This is a genomic window from Rossellomorea oryzaecorticis (genome assembly GCF_038405515.1).
Lineage (GTDB): Bacteria > Bacillota > Bacilli > Bacillales > Bacillaceae_B > Rossellomorea > Rossellomorea oryzaecorticis_A.
The window spans coordinates 45,650-65,657 of the sequence record NZ_JBBYAF010000011.1 but is presented as its reverse complement, the minus strand read 5'-3'; the positions used below and the strand labels follow the sequence as shown (position 1 = coordinate 65,657).

The 20,008-nt window shown below is 45.7% G+C and carries 15 protein-coding genes; 3 read left to right on the top strand and 12 right to left on the bottom strand.

Annotated features, from left to right (window positions below; translation table 11 throughout):
• Window positions 1-59: 59 nt before the first annotated feature.
• The 5 genes from AAEO50_RS07590 to AAEO50_RS07570 all read right to left on the bottom strand — a co-directional run bounded on the left by AAEO50_RS07590 (window position 60) and on the right by AAEO50_RS07570 (window position 5,370).
• Entirely contained in the window at window positions 60-905 is an 846-nt protein-coding gene (locus AAEO50_RS07590) for a phytoene/squalene synthase family protein (RefSeq protein WP_341982129.1), read from the bottom strand.
• Window positions 898-2,367 (bottom strand): phytoene desaturase family protein, encoded by a 1,470-nt coding sequence (locus tag AAEO50_RS07585; RefSeq protein WP_341982128.1) that lies wholly within the window; start codon window positions 2,365-2,367, stop codon window positions 898-900. Before AAEO50_RS07585 ends, AAEO50_RS07590 begins: the two co-directional genes overlap by 8 nt.
• On the bottom strand, window positions 2,367-3,839 hold the full coding sequence (locus AAEO50_RS07580) for a phytoene desaturase family protein (protein WP_425383170.1): 1,473 nt from the start codon (window positions 3,837-3,839) through the stop codon (window positions 2,367-2,369). Before AAEO50_RS07580 ends, AAEO50_RS07585 begins: the two co-directional genes overlap by 1 nt.
• A 321-nt stretch (window positions 3,840-4,160) precedes the next feature.
• Window positions 4,161-4,577 (bottom strand): NUDIX hydrolase, encoded by a 417-nt coding sequence (locus tag AAEO50_RS07575; protein ID WP_341982125.1) that lies wholly within the window; start codon window positions 4,575-4,577, stop codon window positions 4,161-4,163.
• 277 nt (window positions 4,578-4,854) lie between these two features.
• Window positions 4,855-5,370: a CBO0543 family protein gene (locus AAEO50_RS07570; protein WP_341982123.1), complete on the bottom strand. Its 516-nt coding sequence runs from the start codon at window positions 5,368-5,370 to the stop codon at window positions 4,855-4,857.
• Between the two features lie 96 nt (window positions 5,371-5,466).
• Between AAEO50_RS07570 and AAEO50_RS07565 the strand changes: the two genes are divergently transcribed.
• On the top strand, window positions 5,467-6,375 hold the full coding sequence (locus tag AAEO50_RS07565) for a Gfo/Idh/MocA family oxidoreductase (RefSeq protein ID WP_341982121.1): 909 nt from the start codon (window positions 5,467-5,469) through the stop codon (window positions 6,373-6,375).
• Between the two features lie 238 nt (window positions 6,376-6,613).
• On the opposite strand, the gene AAEO50_RS07555 is transcribed toward AAEO50_RS07565, so the two are convergent.
• Complete coding sequence (locus tag AAEO50_RS07555; RefSeq protein ID WP_341982119.1) at window positions 6,614-6,868, bottom strand: YuzF family protein; 255 nt, start codon at window positions 6,866-6,868, stop codon at window positions 6,614-6,616.
• Between the two features lie 182 nt (window positions 6,869-7,050).
• On the opposite strand from AAEO50_RS07555, the gene AAEO50_RS07550 reads away from it, so the two are divergent.
• Both AAEO50_RS07550 and AAEO50_RS07545 read left to right on the top strand, forming a co-directional pair.
• Window positions 7,051-7,542: a hypothetical protein gene (locus tag AAEO50_RS07550; RefSeq protein WP_341982117.1), complete on the top strand. Its 492-nt coding sequence runs from the start codon at window positions 7,051-7,053 to the stop codon at window positions 7,540-7,542.
• Between the two features lie 286 nt (window positions 7,543-7,828).
• Window positions 7,829-9,085 (top strand): Nramp family divalent metal transporter, encoded by a 1,257-nt coding sequence (locus tag AAEO50_RS07545; RefSeq protein WP_341982115.1) that lies wholly within the window; start codon window positions 7,829-7,831, stop codon window positions 9,083-9,085.
• A 37-nt stretch (window positions 9,086-9,122) separates the two neighbouring features.
• On the opposite strand, the gene AAEO50_RS07540 is transcribed toward AAEO50_RS07545, so the two are convergent.
• From AAEO50_RS07540 to AAEO50_RS07515, 6 genes are all read right to left on the bottom strand, one after another.
• Window positions 9,123-9,743: a DUF3298 and DUF4163 domain-containing protein gene (locus tag AAEO50_RS07540; RefSeq protein WP_341982113.1), complete on the bottom strand. Its 621-nt coding sequence runs from the start codon at window positions 9,741-9,743 to the stop codon at window positions 9,123-9,125.
• 143 nt (window positions 9,744-9,886) lie between these two features.
• A complete protein-coding gene (locus AAEO50_RS07535) occupies window positions 9,887-11,950 on the bottom strand; it encodes a putative bifunctional diguanylate cyclase/phosphodiesterase (protein WP_341982111.1) in 2,064 nt (687 codons plus the stop codon).
• 309 nt (window positions 11,951-12,259) lie between these two features.
• Complete coding sequence (locus AAEO50_RS07530) at window positions 12,260-14,662, bottom strand: S8 family serine peptidase (RefSeq protein WP_341982109.1); 2,403 nt, start codon at window positions 14,660-14,662, stop codon at window positions 12,260-12,262.
• Window positions 14,663-14,922: 260 nt separating this feature from the next.
• Complete coding sequence (locus tag AAEO50_RS07525) at window positions 14,923-16,128, bottom strand: PLP-dependent aminotransferase family protein (protein WP_425383169.1); 1,206 nt, start codon at window positions 16,126-16,128, stop codon at window positions 14,923-14,925.
• Window positions 16,129-16,286: 158 nt separating this feature from the next.
• On the bottom strand, window positions 16,287-17,675 hold the full coding sequence (locus AAEO50_RS07520) for a YjiH family protein (protein ID WP_341982105.1): 1,389 nt from the start codon (window positions 17,673-17,675) through the stop codon (window positions 16,287-16,289).
• A 566-nt stretch (window positions 17,676-18,241) separates the two neighbouring features.
• Entirely contained in the window at window positions 18,242-19,744 is a 1,503-nt protein-coding gene (locus AAEO50_RS07515) for a malate:quinone oxidoreductase (protein ID WP_341982103.1), read from the bottom strand.
• Between the last annotated feature and the right edge of the window lie 264 nt (window positions 19,745-20,008).

Below are 20,008 nucleotides of genomic sequence, written 5' to 3'. Positions count from 1 at the left end.
CCAATAACCGGCAAAAAAAATCCACCCTCACTCCTTGCAATTAAAAAAGCCCACTTCTATCAGCAAAGTGAGCTCAAACCAACCACAATTTCTTTCTTCGTTTCATCTTCAACATAATGTTTCTGACCGAACACCGTGTATTCCTTCGAACGGATCGTCGGAAGGATAGCACGATACAGATACGCCGCACCCTTTACCGGAATCCTAGAAGAAAGCGGATATTCTTTCATCGTCTTGAACGCTTCACCATAGTAATATTCGGCATGGCCGGCGATTTCTTCCCACATATCGATGAAGGAAGCGTCGACGATCCCGGCTCGGAGCGACCCTTCCGTGACTCCGTGACGCTTCATAATCTCCCGGGGGAGGTAAATGCGATCGCGTTCAAGGTCCTCACTGATGTCGCGCAGAATATTGGTGAGCTGCATGGCAAGCCCGAGCGACACACCGCCTTCTTCCAACACGTCAGTTTTACCAGGGGCAAGGATTGGCAGAAGCATCAGCCCAACCGTACTGGCGACATGATAGGAGTAATTGAGCAGTTCATCAAGGGTTTCATACCGGTTGATCGTTAAATCCATTTCCTGACCCCTGATCAAGTCATGGAAGGCCCGTTCGTTCATCTCATAACGCTTGAACACATCCTCGAGGGCGATCCAGGAAGGGTTCACAGCGTCATAGGTTCCTTTAAGAAACAGATCAAATTCCACTTTAAACTGGGCAAGTTCCACTTCCGGGTTACTTCCTTCATCCACGATATCATCTACTTTCCGGCAAAAGGAATAAACGGCCCACACAGCATTGCGTTCACTCTTCGGCAACATGGAAAAGGCTTTATAGAAGGTTATGGAATGGTGCGATATGACGTTTTCACAATGTTTATAAGCTTCTTCAATACTATACATGAACATTCACTCCTTTTATCGCTGGATCTGTTTGGTCACTCAACACTTGATCGGCCAGTAGCCTTGCCCCTTGCATGACCAGCGGGATGCCGCCTCCCGGATGGATGGACGCCCCGACTGCGTAAAGATTGTCGATGCGATACGGTTTGACCTGTGGTCTGAACACACCTGATTGTAAGAGGGTCGGTGCAACGCCGAAGCTCCCGCCCCTGTGGAGTCCGAATTGCTTTGCATCTTGCGGGGTCCGGACTTCCATCCATTCAATTGCTTTACGAAGTTCCGGGAATGCGCGCTTTTCCAACCGGTCGATCAACCCATCGATCCACTCCTTCTCATTTTTCCAATCGATATCCGTGTCAGAAGGTACCGGGATGAGTGCATAAAGCACGCCTTTCCCCTCGGGTGCCAGGCTTTCATCTATCTTGGACGGATGAAATGTATAAATGGCGGGATCATCCGGGATTTTCTTTTCATCAAACACATCTCTCATATGTTTGGAAAAGCTTCCGCCCATCACATAGTGGTGTACGTTGACCTCGTCAAACACTTTGTTCAAGCCAAAATATAGCAGCACGCAGCCGGAAGAAGGCACATACTTCCTGGCCTGCTTTCGCTTCATCAATGGGTCGACTCCCGGGAAGTCTCCGTTAAAGACCACAGAATCGTAGGATTGCATTCCATCCTTTGTCCTTACGCCCGTTACCCGCTTGCCCTTTCTCGGGATATCCGTCACCTCGCAATTGAGATGGATCGCCACATTCCGTCTCCTGAGCTCTTCTTCCAAAATAGGGACAAGGCTTGCATAACCGCCCTTCAGGTAATGGATGCCGTATTCGTGTTCGGCAAATGATACGAGCGAATACATGGCAGGCGACTGAAACGGGTTGCCCCCGATATAGAGGGACTGGAGCGCATAGATTGTCTGCAGCCGCTCATCTTGAAAGTAGCCGGCCATCAATGCTTTGACAGATTGATAGGGTTTGAGTTTGAAAAGCGACTTGAGATTGCCCGGTTTCCAGAAATCAAATGGACTGACGAACGACTCTTCCAGGAACGATCTTTTCCCGATTTGGAAACGTTCATTTCCTTCTTTTAAAAACTGCCTGAATCCCTCGACCTCACGAGGAAACACGTTCTCCATTTCCTCGAGATGGCGGTCCTGATCAGGGTATTTCGTAAATGTCAGGCCGTCGGGGAATTGAAGGGAATAGAGCGGGTCGCATAAGAGCAGTTCGTATCTGTCCCGGGAAATTCCCGCTTCTTCCAGCAGTGCCTGAAACATTTCAGGGAGAAGGACGATGGTCGGTCCCTGATCGATCCGGTAACCGTCCCTTTCCACAAACGCCAATCTACCGCCCAACTGTGCTTCTTTTTCATAAATGGTCACGTCCACACCCTGTTTCGACAGGAGCAGGGCACTCATCAGCCCGCCGATGCCGCCTCCGATAATCGCTGTATTCATTACAATCCCTCCACAATAGGAAGAGGGGATACAGGGATTGATTCCTGCAGATCCTGTTCCAGGATGCCGTTGGCAGTGATGCGGGCCGATTCTAGGATGGTCGGAAGCCCGCTCCCCGGATGGGTCCCGCCGCCTACGAGCCAGCAGGATTCCAATTCTTCAAAGCGGTTATGAGGTCTGAACACCATCATCTGCGACAGCTGATGCCCCAGGTTGAATGTGGCTCCCTGATAGACGTAGAGATCCTGTTCCCAGTTCTTTGGCGTGATCATTTTTTCCACCTCTATGTGAGCTTCAAGATTTTTGAATCCTGTCTTTTCTTCGACCGTTTTCAGGATAAGTTCACGGAATGTTTCTTTCTCCTGTTCCCAGTCGATGCCGCTGAAGTTATTCGGCACCGGGGCCAGGATATAGAGGGTGGATTTCCCTTCAGGTGCAAGCGTCGGGTCGGTCACGCTTGCATTTTGGATGTAAAGGGAGGAGTCTTCCGAAAGGATCTTCTCCTTCGTGATTTCCTCGACGTTCTTTTTATAGTCTTTTGAAAAAGCGATCGTGTGATGGGGCATATCCTTGTAAATCGTGTCGAGACCGAGGTACAGCATGAACGTCGAACACGAATATTTCTTCTGGGAGAGTTTTTTCGGCGAGTACTTCTTGAGCTGTTTTTCACCGACAAGATTCTTCATCGTATGGGCGAAATCGCTGTTGATGATGACCTCTTCGGCCTCCACGCTCCGGCCGTCTTCAAGATGGACACCACGTACCTTTTTTCCTTCGATCCACAGACTCTTCACTCCGCAGCCGGTATGAATCTGGCCGCCGTGCTCTTCTGTCACCCGTGCCATCGCCTTCGAAAGCTGATTCACGCCGCCGATCGGGTGGAAGACACCATAGGCATGTTCCATGTAGGAAAGGATCGAGAAAGCGCCGGGACATTCCCACGGCGACATGCCAAGATATTTCGACTGAAACGTAAAGGCGAGCTTCAGCTCCTCTTCGGTGAAATAACGCGACAGCACATCATAGAGGGAACGTCCAAGTTCGAGCTCAGGGAGCGCCTGAAGCACCTTGTGCTGAAAATAGTGCATGAAGCGGTCCATCTTAGACTGCAGGACCGGGGAGAGCGCCTCCATCTTCTTCGCCGTTTCCCTCATGAAGCGTTCATACCCTTCCCCGTTACCCGGGTAATGGGTTTCAATCTCCTGTTTCATGCGCTCCCGGTCCCGTGACATGACAACTTTGCGGTTTTCGAAGATCAGCTCATACATGGCTTTGAGTTCAACCGCCTCCATGTAGTCAGCCGCCTTTCTGTTCGCAGCGGAAAATAGTTCTTCGACAATATGAAACATCGATAAAAATGTAGGTCCCATATCAAACTTGTAATCTCCCAGCCGGACCTCGGCATTCCGGCCGCCGATATAATCCTGCTTTTCAAAAACGTTAACTTCGTATCCCTTACCGGCCAGAAGCATGGCCGCCGCCAAACCTCCCGGACCTGCTCCAATCACGATGATCTTCCTCACGTACTCGACCTCCTTATCGTACAAAAGTTATACAATCATTATACACATATTAAAAATGAATTGCCACAAATAACATTCATTCAATATGAAAAAGCCGTCTACACCCTGTAAATAAAGAAGTCTGCTTGAACATTCAATCTAACCCGCCTGTACAACCCCTATACAACAAAAGCCGATTCAAAGGCCCGTCCCTCGATGCGTTAAATCACTAAAGGAAAACTATAAAAAATCTGACTGAATCATGGATAGTCAGTCAGGTTATTTATGTATCTATTTCGGCATGATGTTCATCTGTTCGATGACCCTGGAGACTTCGAGGTCATCCTTCACTATTTCAAGCGGCCACCACTTTACTTCTTGAAGCTTTTGTTCATCGCCGGCATATTCCGGGTCGTATCCAAGCTTTGGCATATGGGAGCCAATGATATCGGCTGAAAAGATACGGCATTCCCCCTCACCGTAGTCATAGGTAAATAAGTGCCGGCCAGCCTTTACAGTAAGGTTTACCTCTTCCTTCACTTCCCTCACAACAGTCTCTTCGAAGTTTTCCCCTTCTCCCTGCCCTCCGCCTGGCAGAGACCACCACACTTTATCCCCGCGCTTCATTTTCACCATCAGGATATGCTCGTCTTTAATGATCGCCGCACAGGCTCTCGGACGGTTTTGACCTTTACGTTCCTCCTGCATCAAACGGTCACTCCTTTTTATTACTACTTTACCACAATTAATAGAATTTTTTGGCAAATGGTGTCTGCTGCAATCACAAAAAAAAGATGAAAGAGAGATTCTTTCATCAAATGGTTTGCTTATATGCGGGGAAAATCCCATCTACTCTTTTTGTTTGCTTTTATTAACGGCTTTTTTCCTTAAATACACCCACATTGCGATGTACGTGGCGAATAATAAGAATAAGAAGACCGGTACTGATAGAACATCTTGGATTAACATGACGTCACACCCCTGATTATTTTAAACTTTCCAAAGGGAACGGGAATAATAAGTAAAAGACTGCCACAAGTAAAACCGACACACCGATGGCTCTCAGTGGATTCCTGTAATGCAGATACAGTACACTGAACAATACAAGGTTTAACGGGATATTCCACCAGCCATTCCATCCATGGTCATATACATACATGCCCTTGTGCGCGAAAAGAGCCTCAATGGCAGTATAAAATGCTGTCCAAATCAAAATATAGAGAAGCTGGCTGTTCCTCTTTTTGGGAAATCGCTGCAGATAGATCGTGATTCCCACCGGACAGATAAAAAAGGTAAACGCCGTGTTGATGATGGAATGATTCAGCCACTCTGCAGTGACACCCCTGAATGCCCAGAGAGTATGCTCATAATAAAAATAATTGTATACAAAATTGACCAGCATGAAAAATAACAACGTCGGATACTGTTTTATCCACTGAGACCAATCAACAAATTTATACGCAAACAGAATCCAAACTACAATCACCAATAGTAAATACATATACACACCTACTTATCATTGCTTTCATCATCTTTGACTGATTTAGAAAAATTTATACAGTTCAGTGGATCGAAAAAATAGACAGGAGGCATTTTGATGAAATTAGCCATTATCGGTTTAGGCGATATCGCCAAAAAAGCATACTTGCCCGTTCTTTCAGAAAAAGAGGGAATTGAGCTCGTCCTATGTACAAGAAGCGAAGACACGTTAAACACTTTGGCAAAAAAGTATAGGATTGAGGAGAAGGTTACCTCGGTTGATGAACTGCTCAAGAAAGAAATAGACGCCGCTTTTATCAGCACGGCAACGGAAGCCCACTTTGAAATAGCCGAAAAACTCCTTGAAAACGGGATTCATGTTCACATTGACAAGCCGATTTCAATGAACATCGGGGAAACCGAAAGAATCGTCACCCTGGCTAAGGAACAAAATAAGATCGCCATGGTCGGCTTCAACAGAAGATTCATCCCACATGTAAATGAGCTGAAGGACCAAGGAAAAGCAAGCATGATTTTGATGCAGAAGAATCGATTCGCATCTCCTGACCATGTAAGAAGATTTGTCGTGGAAGACTTCATTCACGTAGTCGATACGCTACGCTTCCTGATGGATACGGATGTCCAAGACGTAAAAGTGGAATGCCTGAAAGATGGGGAGGTACTGCACCACCTGATCATCCAGCTCATCGGCGACGGCTGTACCGCAATCGGAATCATGAACCGAAATGGCGGAGTGACGGAAGAAACCATCGAGTATCATACAGGCCAGCATAAATATGTCGTCAACAGTCTTGTTGAAACAACTCATTACCATAACAAAGAAATTAGCCTGACAAAATCCGGTGACTGGGAACCGACCCTTTACAAACGCGGCTTTTACCAATTAGTCGATCACTTTATCGATTGTGTCGCAAACAACAAGAAACCCGATCCTTCGATTGATGACTCCTTCACTACCCATGAGATCTGTGAAAGGATCGTTAAATCAATCGACTCTCATGCTTAAAAAATGGCTGTGTTACAGTATTGGTTTTTAAAAAAGCTGGTTCCAGCTGTTGATTGGGGTGGAAGACGAAGACTCCTGCGGGAGAAGTGACCAATGTGAGACCCCGCAGGCGAAGCCGAGGAGGCTCACGGGTCACCCGCGGAAAGCGAAGTCTTGCACGGAAATCAACAGCGGTGTTTATAGGACCCCAATTAAAAAAGTGTCTGCGCACCAGCTGCAGACACTTTTTTAAATGGCTTCAGTTTTCCGGCATAACCCAGACGATTTCACAGATACGGACAAAAAAGGAAGAATCATGCTCCTGAACCACAACATGATCAGGCTTTGCATCAGCAACTGTCCCGCTTACCGAGCCCCGTGATGTATCAATGACCACTCTTTTCCCGATCAGACTTTTTAGGGCAGCATAAACATAAGGCTCAACTACAACCACTTGCATCGGTCCATTGGAAGGTGCTTGCGGGTTGGTTCGATATGGATACATACTATACATTCGCTAACCTCCAGACTGTTTACTATTTTTTACATCTTATATTTATGAAGACCCGGGCCTGGCTCATACCTTTATCCTGAACAGACTCCCAATAAAGAATCACTTGTTCTTTTCATCCTCCATTATGCATATGGATAACCTTGAATTTCAAAGTTATTTAACTTCATTTTGGAGGAGTGCAAATGATCAATTTCAATTTCTTTCAGGGGACGATTACCGGGATCAGTGATTTTTTAATAGGGCAGAATGGAGAAGGAGAAGGCTGTTATAAACTCCTGTCCGTTATGAATGGAACAGGGGCATCCGTCAACTTTGTGGTGGAACCGTCTACCTATTTTGTTGATCATGAGATGGTTGCAGTTGGAGATAGAGTGACGGGATATTATGATGGAAATGCGCCTGTACCGCTTATCTATCCGCCACAATACCGGGCACTGATCATGGTGAAGGAAAGTCCGGCCCGCAATGTAAAAGTTGATTACTTTAATTCGCAATTGATGAGCAGCGACGGTTTCTTAAAGCTGAATCTATCACCCTATACCCAAATACTTCTGCGAAATGGGCAGCTTTTCACACGCAGTCCTGCCAACCGAAATCTGATCGTCGTTTATGGTCCCTCTACGAAAAGCATCCCTGCCCAGACCACACCTTATAAAATAATTGTCTGGTGTTAACGTTGATTTCCGATATTGAAAGCAGCCGAACATGATGGTGTTCGGCTTTTTGTTTTGCCGTTGGGCATTGTGAACTATTTCAATAGAACAACAGGAGGACTAAGACCCAGAGACTATCAGACCTCTGTCTTAATTGCAGTAAAGATGGGTTGAATCGATTGTATAAAAGCGTTTACCATAGTAAAGTGTTAATATTCTAAATTTTTCGTACATAAGGTTATTTTCTGCTACATGGTTTTCTCGTATAGAAAAATGTACTCGCTTACATCAAGAAAGGAGCAGCAAAATGTCATTAGAAGTGAACACAGCTAATCCAAAAGCACCTACATCTTTTAAGAAACGGGCAGCCCTGATCGGTCCCGGATTCGTTGCCGCGGCAACGGGGGTCGGTACGGGGGATCTCGTTGCTGCCCTGGTGGCCGGAGCAGGGTTCGGACTCGTGTTTGTCTGGGCGATAGTAGTCGGTTCCATTCTCAAACATTTCCTGAATGAAGGAGTCGGCCGCTGGCACCTCGCCACCGGGAAAACGATACTTGAAGGCTGGCAGGAGATGGGCAAATGGGCGACTGGATACTTTGGTATTTATGCTGTCATCTGGGGATTTGTCTACGGCGCTGCCGCAGCCTCCGCCTGTGCGCTTGCCATGACCACCATGTTTCCGGTCATGCCTTTCTGGGCATGGGCAGTCATCCATGCCATTGCCGGTTTCTTGTTGGTGTGGACCGGCCGCTACCTGGTATTTGAAAAGGTCATGATGTTTCTGATCGGATTGATGTTCGCCACGGTTGTCGGGTCTGCCCTATTATTCCTGCCGAACCTCGGTGATTTCATGAAAGGCTTTGTGCCGACCATCCCTGAAGGTTCATTCCTCCTTGCCCTCGGATTAGTGGGAGGAGTCGGCGGGACGATCACGATGACTTCTTACGGATATTGGCTGAAGGAGAAGGGATGGAGCGGAAAGGAGTGGATTCCGACGATGCGCCTGGATTCCAAGGCAGCCTACACGATGACAGCCATCTTCACGCTCGCCCTGCTCATTGTCGGGAGCCAATTTTTATATGGGACAGGCGTAGAAATTGAAGGGGAACAAGGCTTGATCAAACTAACGGGTCTGCTTGGGGATAAATATGGCGGATTCATTTCCTGGATGTTCCTGATCGGATTCTGGTCTGCGGCATTTTCATCCCTGCTCGGTGTATGGAACGGGGTCCCTTATCTATTTGCCGATTTCGTACGTGTTGTAAAAAAACGGACAGACCGCCCTGTAACGGAAAAGGACCCGGCATACCGCCTCTTCCTTGCATGGCTCACATTTCCGCCTTTGCTGCTTTTGTTCTTCGGTAAACCGGTCCAGCTGATCATCTTATACGGAGCATTGGGTGCGTTGTTCATGCCGTTTTTATCATTCAGCTTGATTTGGCTGTTAAACTCAAAGAAAGTGGACAAGGACTACCGGAACAGTCCGCTGGCCAATTTTGTCTTTGCTGCGTGTATCCTGTTATTCGCGATTCTTGCCGTGACGAAATTGATTTCTATTTTTTAATATGGAAAAAAAGCCGTGGAGGGCATGCCTCCACGGCTTAATTATTGACCACCATCCTTCCAAGCGGTCCGCTTTCCTCGATGATATCCTGGAGATCATAGACGGAGATCGGGAACATCGGGAAACCGTATACGTATGGCGTGATTTCATAGAGTTGAAAATAGATCACAAGCGCCTTGTCTGCGATGTAAAAGTCCTGTTCGGGGCGGATGCCCTGGAACTCGCCCAGAAGCGGAACATCACGCTGTTTGATCTGCTGGGACACAAGGTCAGAAAGCCTCTTCACATAATCATTGCCCGGCTTGAATAAATCTTCTAAACTGTAAAGCTTCTCTTTCTCGAGATCGAATGTCAGCGACTTGATGATCGTCAATCCGTGTGCCGCCTGGTAGTGATACGTATAATTCGAAAGTGACAGGCTCAGCACCCCGCGCTGGTTGTTCTTGATTTCAAAGGACCCAAGCATCTCTTCGACGGTTGTCGGCATATTGCCGGCCTGCTCATTGATCAGCTTTTGGGTCTCATGGACAATGGTACGGTTGATGAATCGTTGAACATTCCGCTTTTGCATCTCAACCGCTTTTGGATAAAAGACCGTCTGCTTCGGTCCGCTGCTGATCATTCTTGTTTTTATGCTTACAGGAAATGATATGGACATCTTGATCATCCTCTGTTATTTTTACCCTCATAGTATTCTTAGGAGAGCCCGAGGTGACCGTGGAAGGGCGGTCAATCCATCCTTGATGTGGTCAGTCGTGTACCCGTGAAGTAATGTATCTCGTAAGAACAATAGATGCAAAATCAAAGCGAAAGAATACTACCAGGCCTCTCCACCACTTCCCTTTCATTTAGCCAGTCAGTAAATTCCCCCTCCGGCAATGGAGGCGAGAAATAATATCCTTGGATATAAGGCGTCTCGACCATCGAAGTAATGAAATCGATCTGCTCTTGCGTCTCCACTCCCTCAATGACCACCTTCAACTTTAAGGACGTGCATAATGTGATGATTGCCCTCAGTAAAGCGGAATCCTTTTCAGACAATGGCACACCATCCACAAAAGATTTATCGATCTTGATTGTTGTGATAGGAATTTTTCTTAAATACGATAAGGATGATAGTCCTGTCCCGAAATCATCCAGTGCCACGGACAACCCCATATCCCTGAAACGTCCGACTGCGGTAATCGCGTTATCGATGTCATGGATGACACTCGTTTCAGTGATTTCAAGTTCTATGAAGCGGCTGTCGAGCTGGTACTTCATCAGATTATCATTCAAGACATTCAATAACCTGGAGGACGTCACATACGGTCCCGGAATATTGATGGAGACCTGCTTGAACGCCACGCCTTCCTCCAGCCACAGGGAAACCTGACGGCAGACATTCTCTATGACCCAGTCTGTCACCTCGAATATCTTCCCGCTTTTCTCCAGCACGGGGATGAATACACCAGGGGAAATCATCCCCTGAACAGGGTGATTCCAGCGCAATAACGCCTCTACTCCTGTCACATCCCCCGTCCCGGGCCAAACTTTCGGCTGATAAACCATAAATAGCTCATTGGAGTCTATCGCTCTATTAATATCCTGAACAATTTGTCTCTCAAAACTATACGTATGAATGTCCGGGTCATATTCGATGATTTGGTGCTGATACGTGGTCGAAGAATGCTGAAGGACAGCCATCGTATTGGAGAAGAGTTGTTTTGCCTCTTTATTATTACTATGAGAGAGGGAACATACCATTTCGATCACGATTCGGTAGTTATCAATCAGCAAAGGCTTTTTCAGTTCAGAAAGGACCTTTTCCATGGAAGCTTTCAACTTTTCAAATTCATGCTCTTCGCTATGGTATATCGCAAAACGATTTCCTTCTATCCGGTAGACCTTTGAAGTACCTGCCTTAAGGTCTGCAATAATTTCTCCGACAGCCTTTATCACACGATCACCAAATGTATACCCATATCCGCTGATCCATTTCTCCAGGTCATGGAGATGGATGATGGCGAGACTCCCGGCTGTCTTGGAAGCTTTGAGATCCTGTTCGAACTGCCTTTGGTTCGGCAGCAGTGTCAACGCATCAAAATGATGCAATCGATAGTCAACATAACGATCCAGCAGACTGGCAAGACTCGAGATCGCCAGCAACACAAAAATACCGATTGTCACCACTACAACGAAGAGGGGCATATCCATCCTGTGCATTTCATGTGTTCCGCTGTGCAGTCCGTCTTCTGTATAAAAGACCACGGCCGCCATCCCTGTATAGTGCATACTCGTGATCGCAAGCCCCATCAGGATCGAGGTCACTATTTTAATCAATTGATTCCCCATATACTTCTGCAGGGTGGAGAAAATAAACAAAGCAACATAGGAAACGATCACGGCAATGAGCACCGAGGCAAAGAGAATCCACGGTTTGTACACATGCTCCACTTCCATCACCATTGCAGCCATCCCTATGTAATGCATCGCCGAGATTCCCGCCCCCATGATGAGCCCGGCTATGATAGATGGAAAATGGCCTGTATTCTTTCGGTTGGCAAAATAAAAGGCCAAATAAGAGGCAAACACAGCCGGGAACACAGAAACAATCGTCAAAAACAGATCATATGTCATGGAAACCGGCAGCATAAAAGCACTCATCCCTATGAAATGCATGGACCAGATCCCTAACCCCATGGCCACCGATGCCAGTAAAAGCCAGAATGACTTATGAAAAAAACTGTTCTGCTGCATCCTCTGGTTCATGGAAAGCGACGTATAAGAAGCGCAGCATGCAATCACAATCGACAACACAACCATCGGGAGGGAAAATTCCCCTTGAAGTATATGAATGTCTTGTGAATCCGGTAATGAAAACATAAAACAACCTCATTTAAAATTGAAATAGAAATACCAATAATGGTATACATGTTAAATTATACTAAAGTTAGTGAAAAAAGAAATGGTATAACCCTCTATACTAATCGTCAACAATGCACTAAATATTTAATGTTTTAATTTTCAGACAACAAATAGTGAAACTGCCGGTAACTTGGAGAAGCGGACCTGAATAAGAGCAGCATCTTTTTAGAAGATGCCGGGATTGTGGTTAACCAACTTACATTCCTATATACAACCAAAAAAAGGAATTTCAGCTAGCAATGCTAACCGAAATTCCTTTTTTATTTCCTACTCTTTCGTTACTAAATATGCTTTATATTCTGTAACGCCTTCTTTTTCTACGTATACTGCCAGTACCCAATCGCCGTTAGGGAGGTCAATACCGTTTTGTACGGTGCCGTCCCATTCGAACTCATGGTAAGGTACAGGAGCATTTTCGAATGAACCAAGGGTGTCGACAAATCCGCCAATTGAACCGTTGGGATTAAATACATATAAATCATACTCTAATACTTCAGCACCGCCCGGCAAGTAAGCACCTACGAAGTAATTACCCTCTGATTCCTTATCCATAAATGCGCCAGTCACCCTTGGATAATCAGGCTCCCCGACAAACAGAATGGATGGAACTTCAATGGTTTGCTTCCCATCGCTGACTGTTATAGAACCTTCGTAATAGCCAGGTTCCATTTTAGAAGTATCAACCTGGACATTAAAGTTCACTTGCTGTGATTTACCTGGCTGCACTTTCAGGTTTTTACTTGTCGTCACCTTGATGCCTTCAGGAGTGCCGGCAAACTCCACATCAAAGCTATAATTCTTTCTTTCGTTAGAAAGATTCTTAATTTCAAAGCTTTGTTTTTCTACCTGTTTTCCGCTGTCTTTCACAAATTTACCAAAGGAGTGAGAGCCTGGAGCGACCAGTGTTGTTGTATTGAGTGCTTCCACCAAACGGATACTTCCTGCTCCTTGTGTATTATGCGCGTACCCTTCTCCTGTAGCTGGATCAATCACGTCTACCGCTGTGTTCATTAATGCAGCTTTGACATTTTCGGTTTCCCACTCAGGGTTCTTTTGTAGCAGTAATGCTGCCGCACCCGCTACGTGAGGGGAAGACATGCTGGTTCCTTGTAAGGCTGCATACCCTTCACCCGGGAAGGTACTTACGATATTCACACCAGGTGCAGACACATCAGGCTTGATCATCCATGTGTGTGTGACCGGACCGCGGGAAGAGAAGTCTGCCATGGTTTCGTCAACATCTTTATTGAATGCAATGTTGAAAGAAATTTCATCGTTTCCTGCTTCAAGTTCTGCTAATAGCTTTTGACCATCTGCTAAAGTTGTTTTAATTGTTGGAACGGCCATACCCGGAACATCCGGTTGCTCTCCAGCAACGTTATTAAAGATGATTGCTCCAACTGCACCCGCATCTTTAGCATTCTGAGCTTTATCAACAAATGCAAAGTCCCCGCGACTGATTAAAGCAATTTTCCCATTTAGGTCTTTTCCTTCAAAGTCACTTTCAGCCCCTAACCCTACGTAAACAAATTCATATTCCCCTTCATTCAAAGATAATAACTGTTCATCAGAAGGAAATCCCATCACTTTAGCACTAGGGTATTCCACACCTTCTGTTGTAGAGATTTCCGATGTATATACTTTATACGGCAGTCGAGTTGCCCCAACAGAAATCGCATCACGAGAAGTCCCCGGAGACCCCACCGTCCAGTTATTCGGACCAGCGTTCCCATTTGACGTGACGGCGACTACACCTTCTGCCATGGCCCAGTCAAGAGCGATGGAAGTTGCCCAGTCAGGGTTGTTCAATGAATTTCCTAAAGATAAGTTCATGACGTCAGCGCCGTCTTGAACAGCAAGTTCGATCCCTGCTACAACATCTTCAGTGGTACCGCCGTTTGCACCCAGTACGCGATAGCCTAATAATGTTGCATTAGGTGCAACCCCTTTTATAGCTCCATTTGCTGCCACTGTCCCGGAGACGTGTGTACCATGGTACTGTCCGGCGCCTTCTTGCGGATCAGTGTCATCATCTACGAAGTCATATCCTTTATAATCATCAAATGCATGGACTAAATCCGGATGAGTGTAATCAACACCGGTATCGATTACGGCTACGGTCACGCCTTCCCCGGTAAAGCCGGCTTCCCATGCTTCATCAGAACCGATGAAAGGTGCACTGTTCATCATCTCAGGGCTGAACGCTTCTTGCGGAATTTCCTCCGCGGAAATGACGTCAGCTGTATAATGCACGTTTGGATAAACGGCCTTTACTCCAGGAATGGCTGCTAGTTTGATAATTTCATTGGCAGCGAGTTCCACAGAGAATCCAGAAAATACATAATCATACTCTCTATTCACATCAGCATTCTTCACTGATTTTTTTAACTCATTGATGACTTTTCCTCTTTCAGTCTTCAAGGCAGCTTTCGTCTGCTTTTTTCCTTTTTGTTTTGCTTCGACGATGGATTCGGCTTTTAATTCAACAATGACCGAGGTCGGCCTCTTTGAAGATAATTCAATATCCCCGAAGATCTCCGCCAACGGTAATTCTGTCATTTGAATTTGTGATTGTTTGCCGCCATTAGCGGATGCTCCAAAACTAAAAGTTGAGAAAATCAAGACAAATGCAATGAAACTAAATAAAACTTTAGAAAAATTTGTTTTCACCAATGTTTCATCCTCTCTTGTATATAATCAATGATTTTCTGACTCTGCTTCCTATGTAGCCAATCCCTCCCTTTTATTTATCTAAAAATTCCAACAGCTTATATATTTAAATTGTTTGCATCTAATTTCCTTTATTACTTGGGGAAAACTTTACGACTCTTTCCGGCATAATCAGTAGTTTCATGTAGTATTCAGCAGAAAAAAGTCGAGAAGAACCGAAAAAGCATTCATCCCCGACGAGATGAATGCTTTTTTATCATTTACAGATCTTCTACTACAGCCCAAATCACTTTCCCCAATCGTTTAACACCTTCAACAATGTCACCTTCACTCGCATAACTAAACGAAAGCCGCAGATACTCAAGGCCTTCTTCCTGATTCAAAAAGAAGTACTTGCCGGGTACATAAGAAACTCCTACTTCAACGGCATCTTCCAGCAGCTTCGACGTATCGACACCCGGTACCTTAACCCAAACAAAATAGCCGCCTTTGGGTACGTACCAGGAAACAGAGTCAGGCAAATGCTTTTCCAGTTCGGAAAGCAGCAGGTCACACTTATCACCATATACTTTCCTCAAGTTGGTAAAGTGCTTCTCCAGGTCCACATTCTCCAGAAAAGAACCCATGCTCGCCTGGGCAAATGGCTGGTCAAGATCTTTCTTAAACCAAGCCAGGGCACGAATGAATACCTGATCGGCAGCGACCCAGCCAATCCTCATCCCGGGAGCCACCACTTTCGAGAGAGAGCCTACATACAACACGCGAGGATCAGCACCGCCGCATAGAGACTTCAATGACTTCATCCCTTGCTCGAAATATACTTCCCCATAGGCATCATCCTCAATCACTAGGAAATCATACTCCACAGCGAGCTTCATAAGATGTTTCCGGCGTTCCTCCGTCATCGTCGTCCCCGTTGGATTTTGGAACGTCGGAATCGTATACAACACCCTAGGAAGCTTAAGCCCCTTCCTTTTTCTATCAGCCAGCAACGCTTCCAATCGATTCGTGCGGAGTCCATGCTCATCGACCTCGACACTGATAAAGTGCTTCGTATAGTTCTGGAAGATTTCCAATGCTTCCATATATGTCGGTGCCTCCACCGCAACGACCGTCTCGTCGTCCATAAGGGTCCTGGCGATTAAATCGATTCCCTGGCACGCACCCGATGTGATCAGTACTTCATCATTGTCATTCAGCATCGAACGATCCACCATCAGATTTTGTATGAAAGATTTTAGATCCTCGACCTTCTGGCTCCCGAGGTAATGAAGCGGCAGATCCTTCTCCTCTTCCAAAAGCTTCATTACCGAGTTCTTTAGCTCATCCACTGGGACAAGCTCCGGATCCGGATAACCCGAACTCAGCCGGATGCAATCATCCGGGATTTTAGGCATCCACTCCCCTGGCGGATCATTCTGTAAAGCGGGTTTAATATCCTTTGAAAAAAAAGATTCCGGATTCACGCGATCAAACACCTTTCCATTCATTGTTTAGTTTTATTGTATAGGAAGAACCTGGGGGCATCTACCTTAAACCCCGAACTCCTCTTCAAAAAAATAGAAAGCATTGACGAGTGCCAATGCTTTCGTTTATTCCGTGAATGTTCCACGTGAAACATTCTTTAAAAGAAAAACAAATGTGCCATTAACGCTGCGACCGGCAGCGTGATGATCGTACGCTGTAAAAAGATGATGAACAACTGCAGGAACGAAATAGGAATCTTTGATTTCAACAAAAGAATTCCGATTTCAGACATGTAGATCAGCTGAGATAATGACATGACCCCGATGACGAAACGGGTCAGTTCCGACTCGATCCCGCTTCCGACGACTGCCGGCAGGAACATATCTGCAAAGCCGACGATCATCGCAGGGGCAGCCGCTTTTGCCTCAGGAATCTGCAGCAACTCAAGGAAAGGTACAAAAGGATAAGATAAATAGTCAAAAATCGGAGTGAATTCAGCGATCACTAGAGCTACCGTCCCGATCGCCATGACCAGCGGAATCAGCGCGAACCAAATATCCACTACATTTTTAATTCCGCTGCCTGCCACACTGCGGAAGCTCTTGACCTGGCCTGCCTTTTCCACTGCGGTTTCGAGACCCCAGCGGAAATTAGAGACCCCGGAAGGAACGTCCTCTTCGATCTGCTTCCCGACCGGCTCATAATACGTTTCTTTTTTCAGAGAAAGAGGCGGAATCCGCGGGCAAATGATCGCAGCGATCACACCGGTCACGACCACAGTCAGATAAAATTGGACAAACAGATGATCAATGCTCAAAAACTTGGCAATCACCAAACTGAAGGCAATCGACGCAATCGAGAAGTTCGTCGCAACAACCGCCGCTTCACGTTTTGTATAATAACCGCCTTCATATTGCTGGGTCGTCAACAGGACACCGACAGTCCCGCTCCCCATCCATGATGCAAGGGCATCGATGGAGGACCGGCCCGGCAGTTTAAACAGCGGTACCATCACTTTCCGTACCAATGTACCGAAGAAGTCCATCAAGCCGAACTCCAGCAGCAGCGGCATGAATAAACATGCGAAAAGGAACCACACCATCAATACCGGTATCAAATCATAAAGCACGACCCCGCCTGTAATCTCCGACCAGATATATTCAGGACCAACCTTAAAGAACGTAAAGACCGCGAATAAAGCCCCGATCCAGCGCAGTGCCAGCCAAAATGGCGTAACATCGAATAACGCCGTCAGAAATGTGCTCTTTTTGATCATTGACAAATCCGTAAATCTCACTACTAAACTAGCAACCGCCGAAAGACAGATGATTCCGGTCATGATTAAAGGTATGTAGTTCCCAATCATCCCCTGCAGTCCATCGGCCAGGATGCCAAGCCCGATCGTCACCTTTCCATCTATGGAAATCGGGATCAAAAACAGCAATACCCCGATCAATGAAGGCAGCCAAAACTTCAAATATTGCTTCGCTGTAAACTCTTTTCTACCAGTAACCCCTTCAGCATGTTGCAGCTTTTCTGCCTGCATAATGAAACCCTCCCGTTTACGTAATTCTTGTCCATTTTCGTTCGTTTAATTTTCTGAATATAAATAAGATAACATTCATGTGTATAAATATACAATAATATTTTTAAAAAAATAATAGAGTCGGAACCTGAAGTAGTAGAATTTGAGCTATTTTTACTAGATTAAATGGTAAAGGGCAGTTTTTTGATGAGATTGAGTGCTTTTTTAAGGGAATTAAGGTGCTGGAGAGGGTAAATCAGCTATTTTTTAGTTTCAGAGTGGATATCCAGCGGCTGAACGGGAAGGGAGGCGTGATTTATGATCCTGTTTCACAATTTATGATCTTGTTTCGAGATTTACGATCCTGCTTATATATTTATGATCGTATCTTTAAGATTTATGATCCTGTTTGAAAATATATGATCTTTTTGTCGAAAAATCTTTAGGTTGGCAAGCAGTAGATCAATCCAGCTAAGCCGAAGACCCGCACACTATATTTACTATCGGAAACAATAAAAAAAGAACCTCCAATCCAACTACAGATCAAAGGTTCCCTTGTCTACATTTTTATTTTCACACAATAACAATTAGCTGTGAGCCAGCTCTTTCCCGTTCAGCCCAAGCGCGTGGGCCGTCGAAGCATGTATTTCGTTGAACAGCTCAGGATTATCCGTTAAAGACAGGCCATAAGAAGGAATCATTTCTTTTATTTTCGGTTCCCACTCATTCATGTGCTGCGGGAAGCATTTATCCAATACCTCGAGCATCACGTGTACAGCAGTGGAAGCACCCGGTGATGCGCCAAGCAAAGCCGCGATCGAGCCGTCAGATGCACTGACAACTTCCGTACCGAATTGAAGTGTCCCTTTGCCGCCTGTCTCAGTGTCTTTGATCACTTGCACACGCTGGCCGGCTACGACGATATCCCAATCTTCGCTTTTGGCGTTAGGGATGAACTCCCGCAGCTCTTCCATTCTCTTTTCTTTTGATAACAGCACTTGCTGAATCAGATACTTCGTCAACGGCATGTTCTTAGCGCCTGCCGCTAACATCGTGAAGACGTTATCCGGTTTTACAGAAGTGATTAAATCGAGGTTTGAACCGGTCTTTAAGAACTTTGGAGAAAAGCCGGCAAACGGACCGAATAACAGTGATTTTTTATTGTCGATGAAGCGTGTATCTAGATGCGGAACAGACATTGGAGGCGCTCCAACTTTAGCCTTACCGTATACTTTTGCATGATGCTGGGCGACAACTTCCGGATTATTGCACACCATGAAGAGTCCGCTTACCGGGAACCCTCCGATTTGTTTGGATTCCGGGATACCCGTTTTTTGAAGTAAATGCAGACTTCCGCCTCCGCCTCCGATAAAGACGAACTTTGCGGTATGGTTTTCAATTCTCCCATTTTCAAGATCATGTACTTTCACTTCCCAGGAGCCGTCACCGGTACGTTTAATATCCTGGACACTGTGTTTGTAATTAAGCTCGACGTTCTGACTCTTTAAGTGGTCAAATAGTATGCGTGTCAAAGCCCCGAAATTGACATCCGTCCCTGAATCGATCTTGGTTGCGGCTATCGGTTCAACCGATGTACGGCCTTCCATGATCAGCGGGATCCATTCCTTCAGCTTTTCAGGGTCATCCGAGAATTCCATCCCTTGAAACAGCGGGCTTCCTGACAGCGCTTCCAATCGTTTTTTCAAAAATTCCACATTTTTTACCCCTTGAACCATACTCATATGAGGAAGCGGCATGATGAAGTCCTGTGGACGCTGAATCAGATTGCTGTTAACAAGATACGACCAGAATTGCCTTGAAACCTGAAACTGTTCATTCACTTTTATCGCTTTGGTGATATCGATAGAGCCGTCAGGTTTTTCGGATGTATAGTTAAGCTCGCACAATGCAGCATGTCCTGTACCCGCATTATTCCACTCGTTAGAGCTTTCTTCCCCTGACTCTGAGAGTTTCTCAAATACTGTGATTTCCCATTGTGGTGCCAATTCTTTCAGTAATGATCCCAAAGTCGCGCTCATGACTCCGGCACCAATTAAGATAACGTCTGTTTTCTTCTGTATGCTGCTCATGATAACCTTCCTTACCTTTTATATTTTCACAAAAAAGAGCAGGCGCTCCTGCTTTGGTTTCACAAAAAGCAAGGCGTCACTCCAGGAACACATCTTCTCTGTCTCATACTAAATATATCATAGTCTATTATAATGATTGATGGATAAAAACGACTTCCTTTATCTGATAATTATAAACTATTTAAAGATAATAAAAAAGTGCAAACTGCTCTCCCGTGTCTTAAGAGAATATCGAAAAAAAGGCCTTCACCCAGCTTGTTCCAA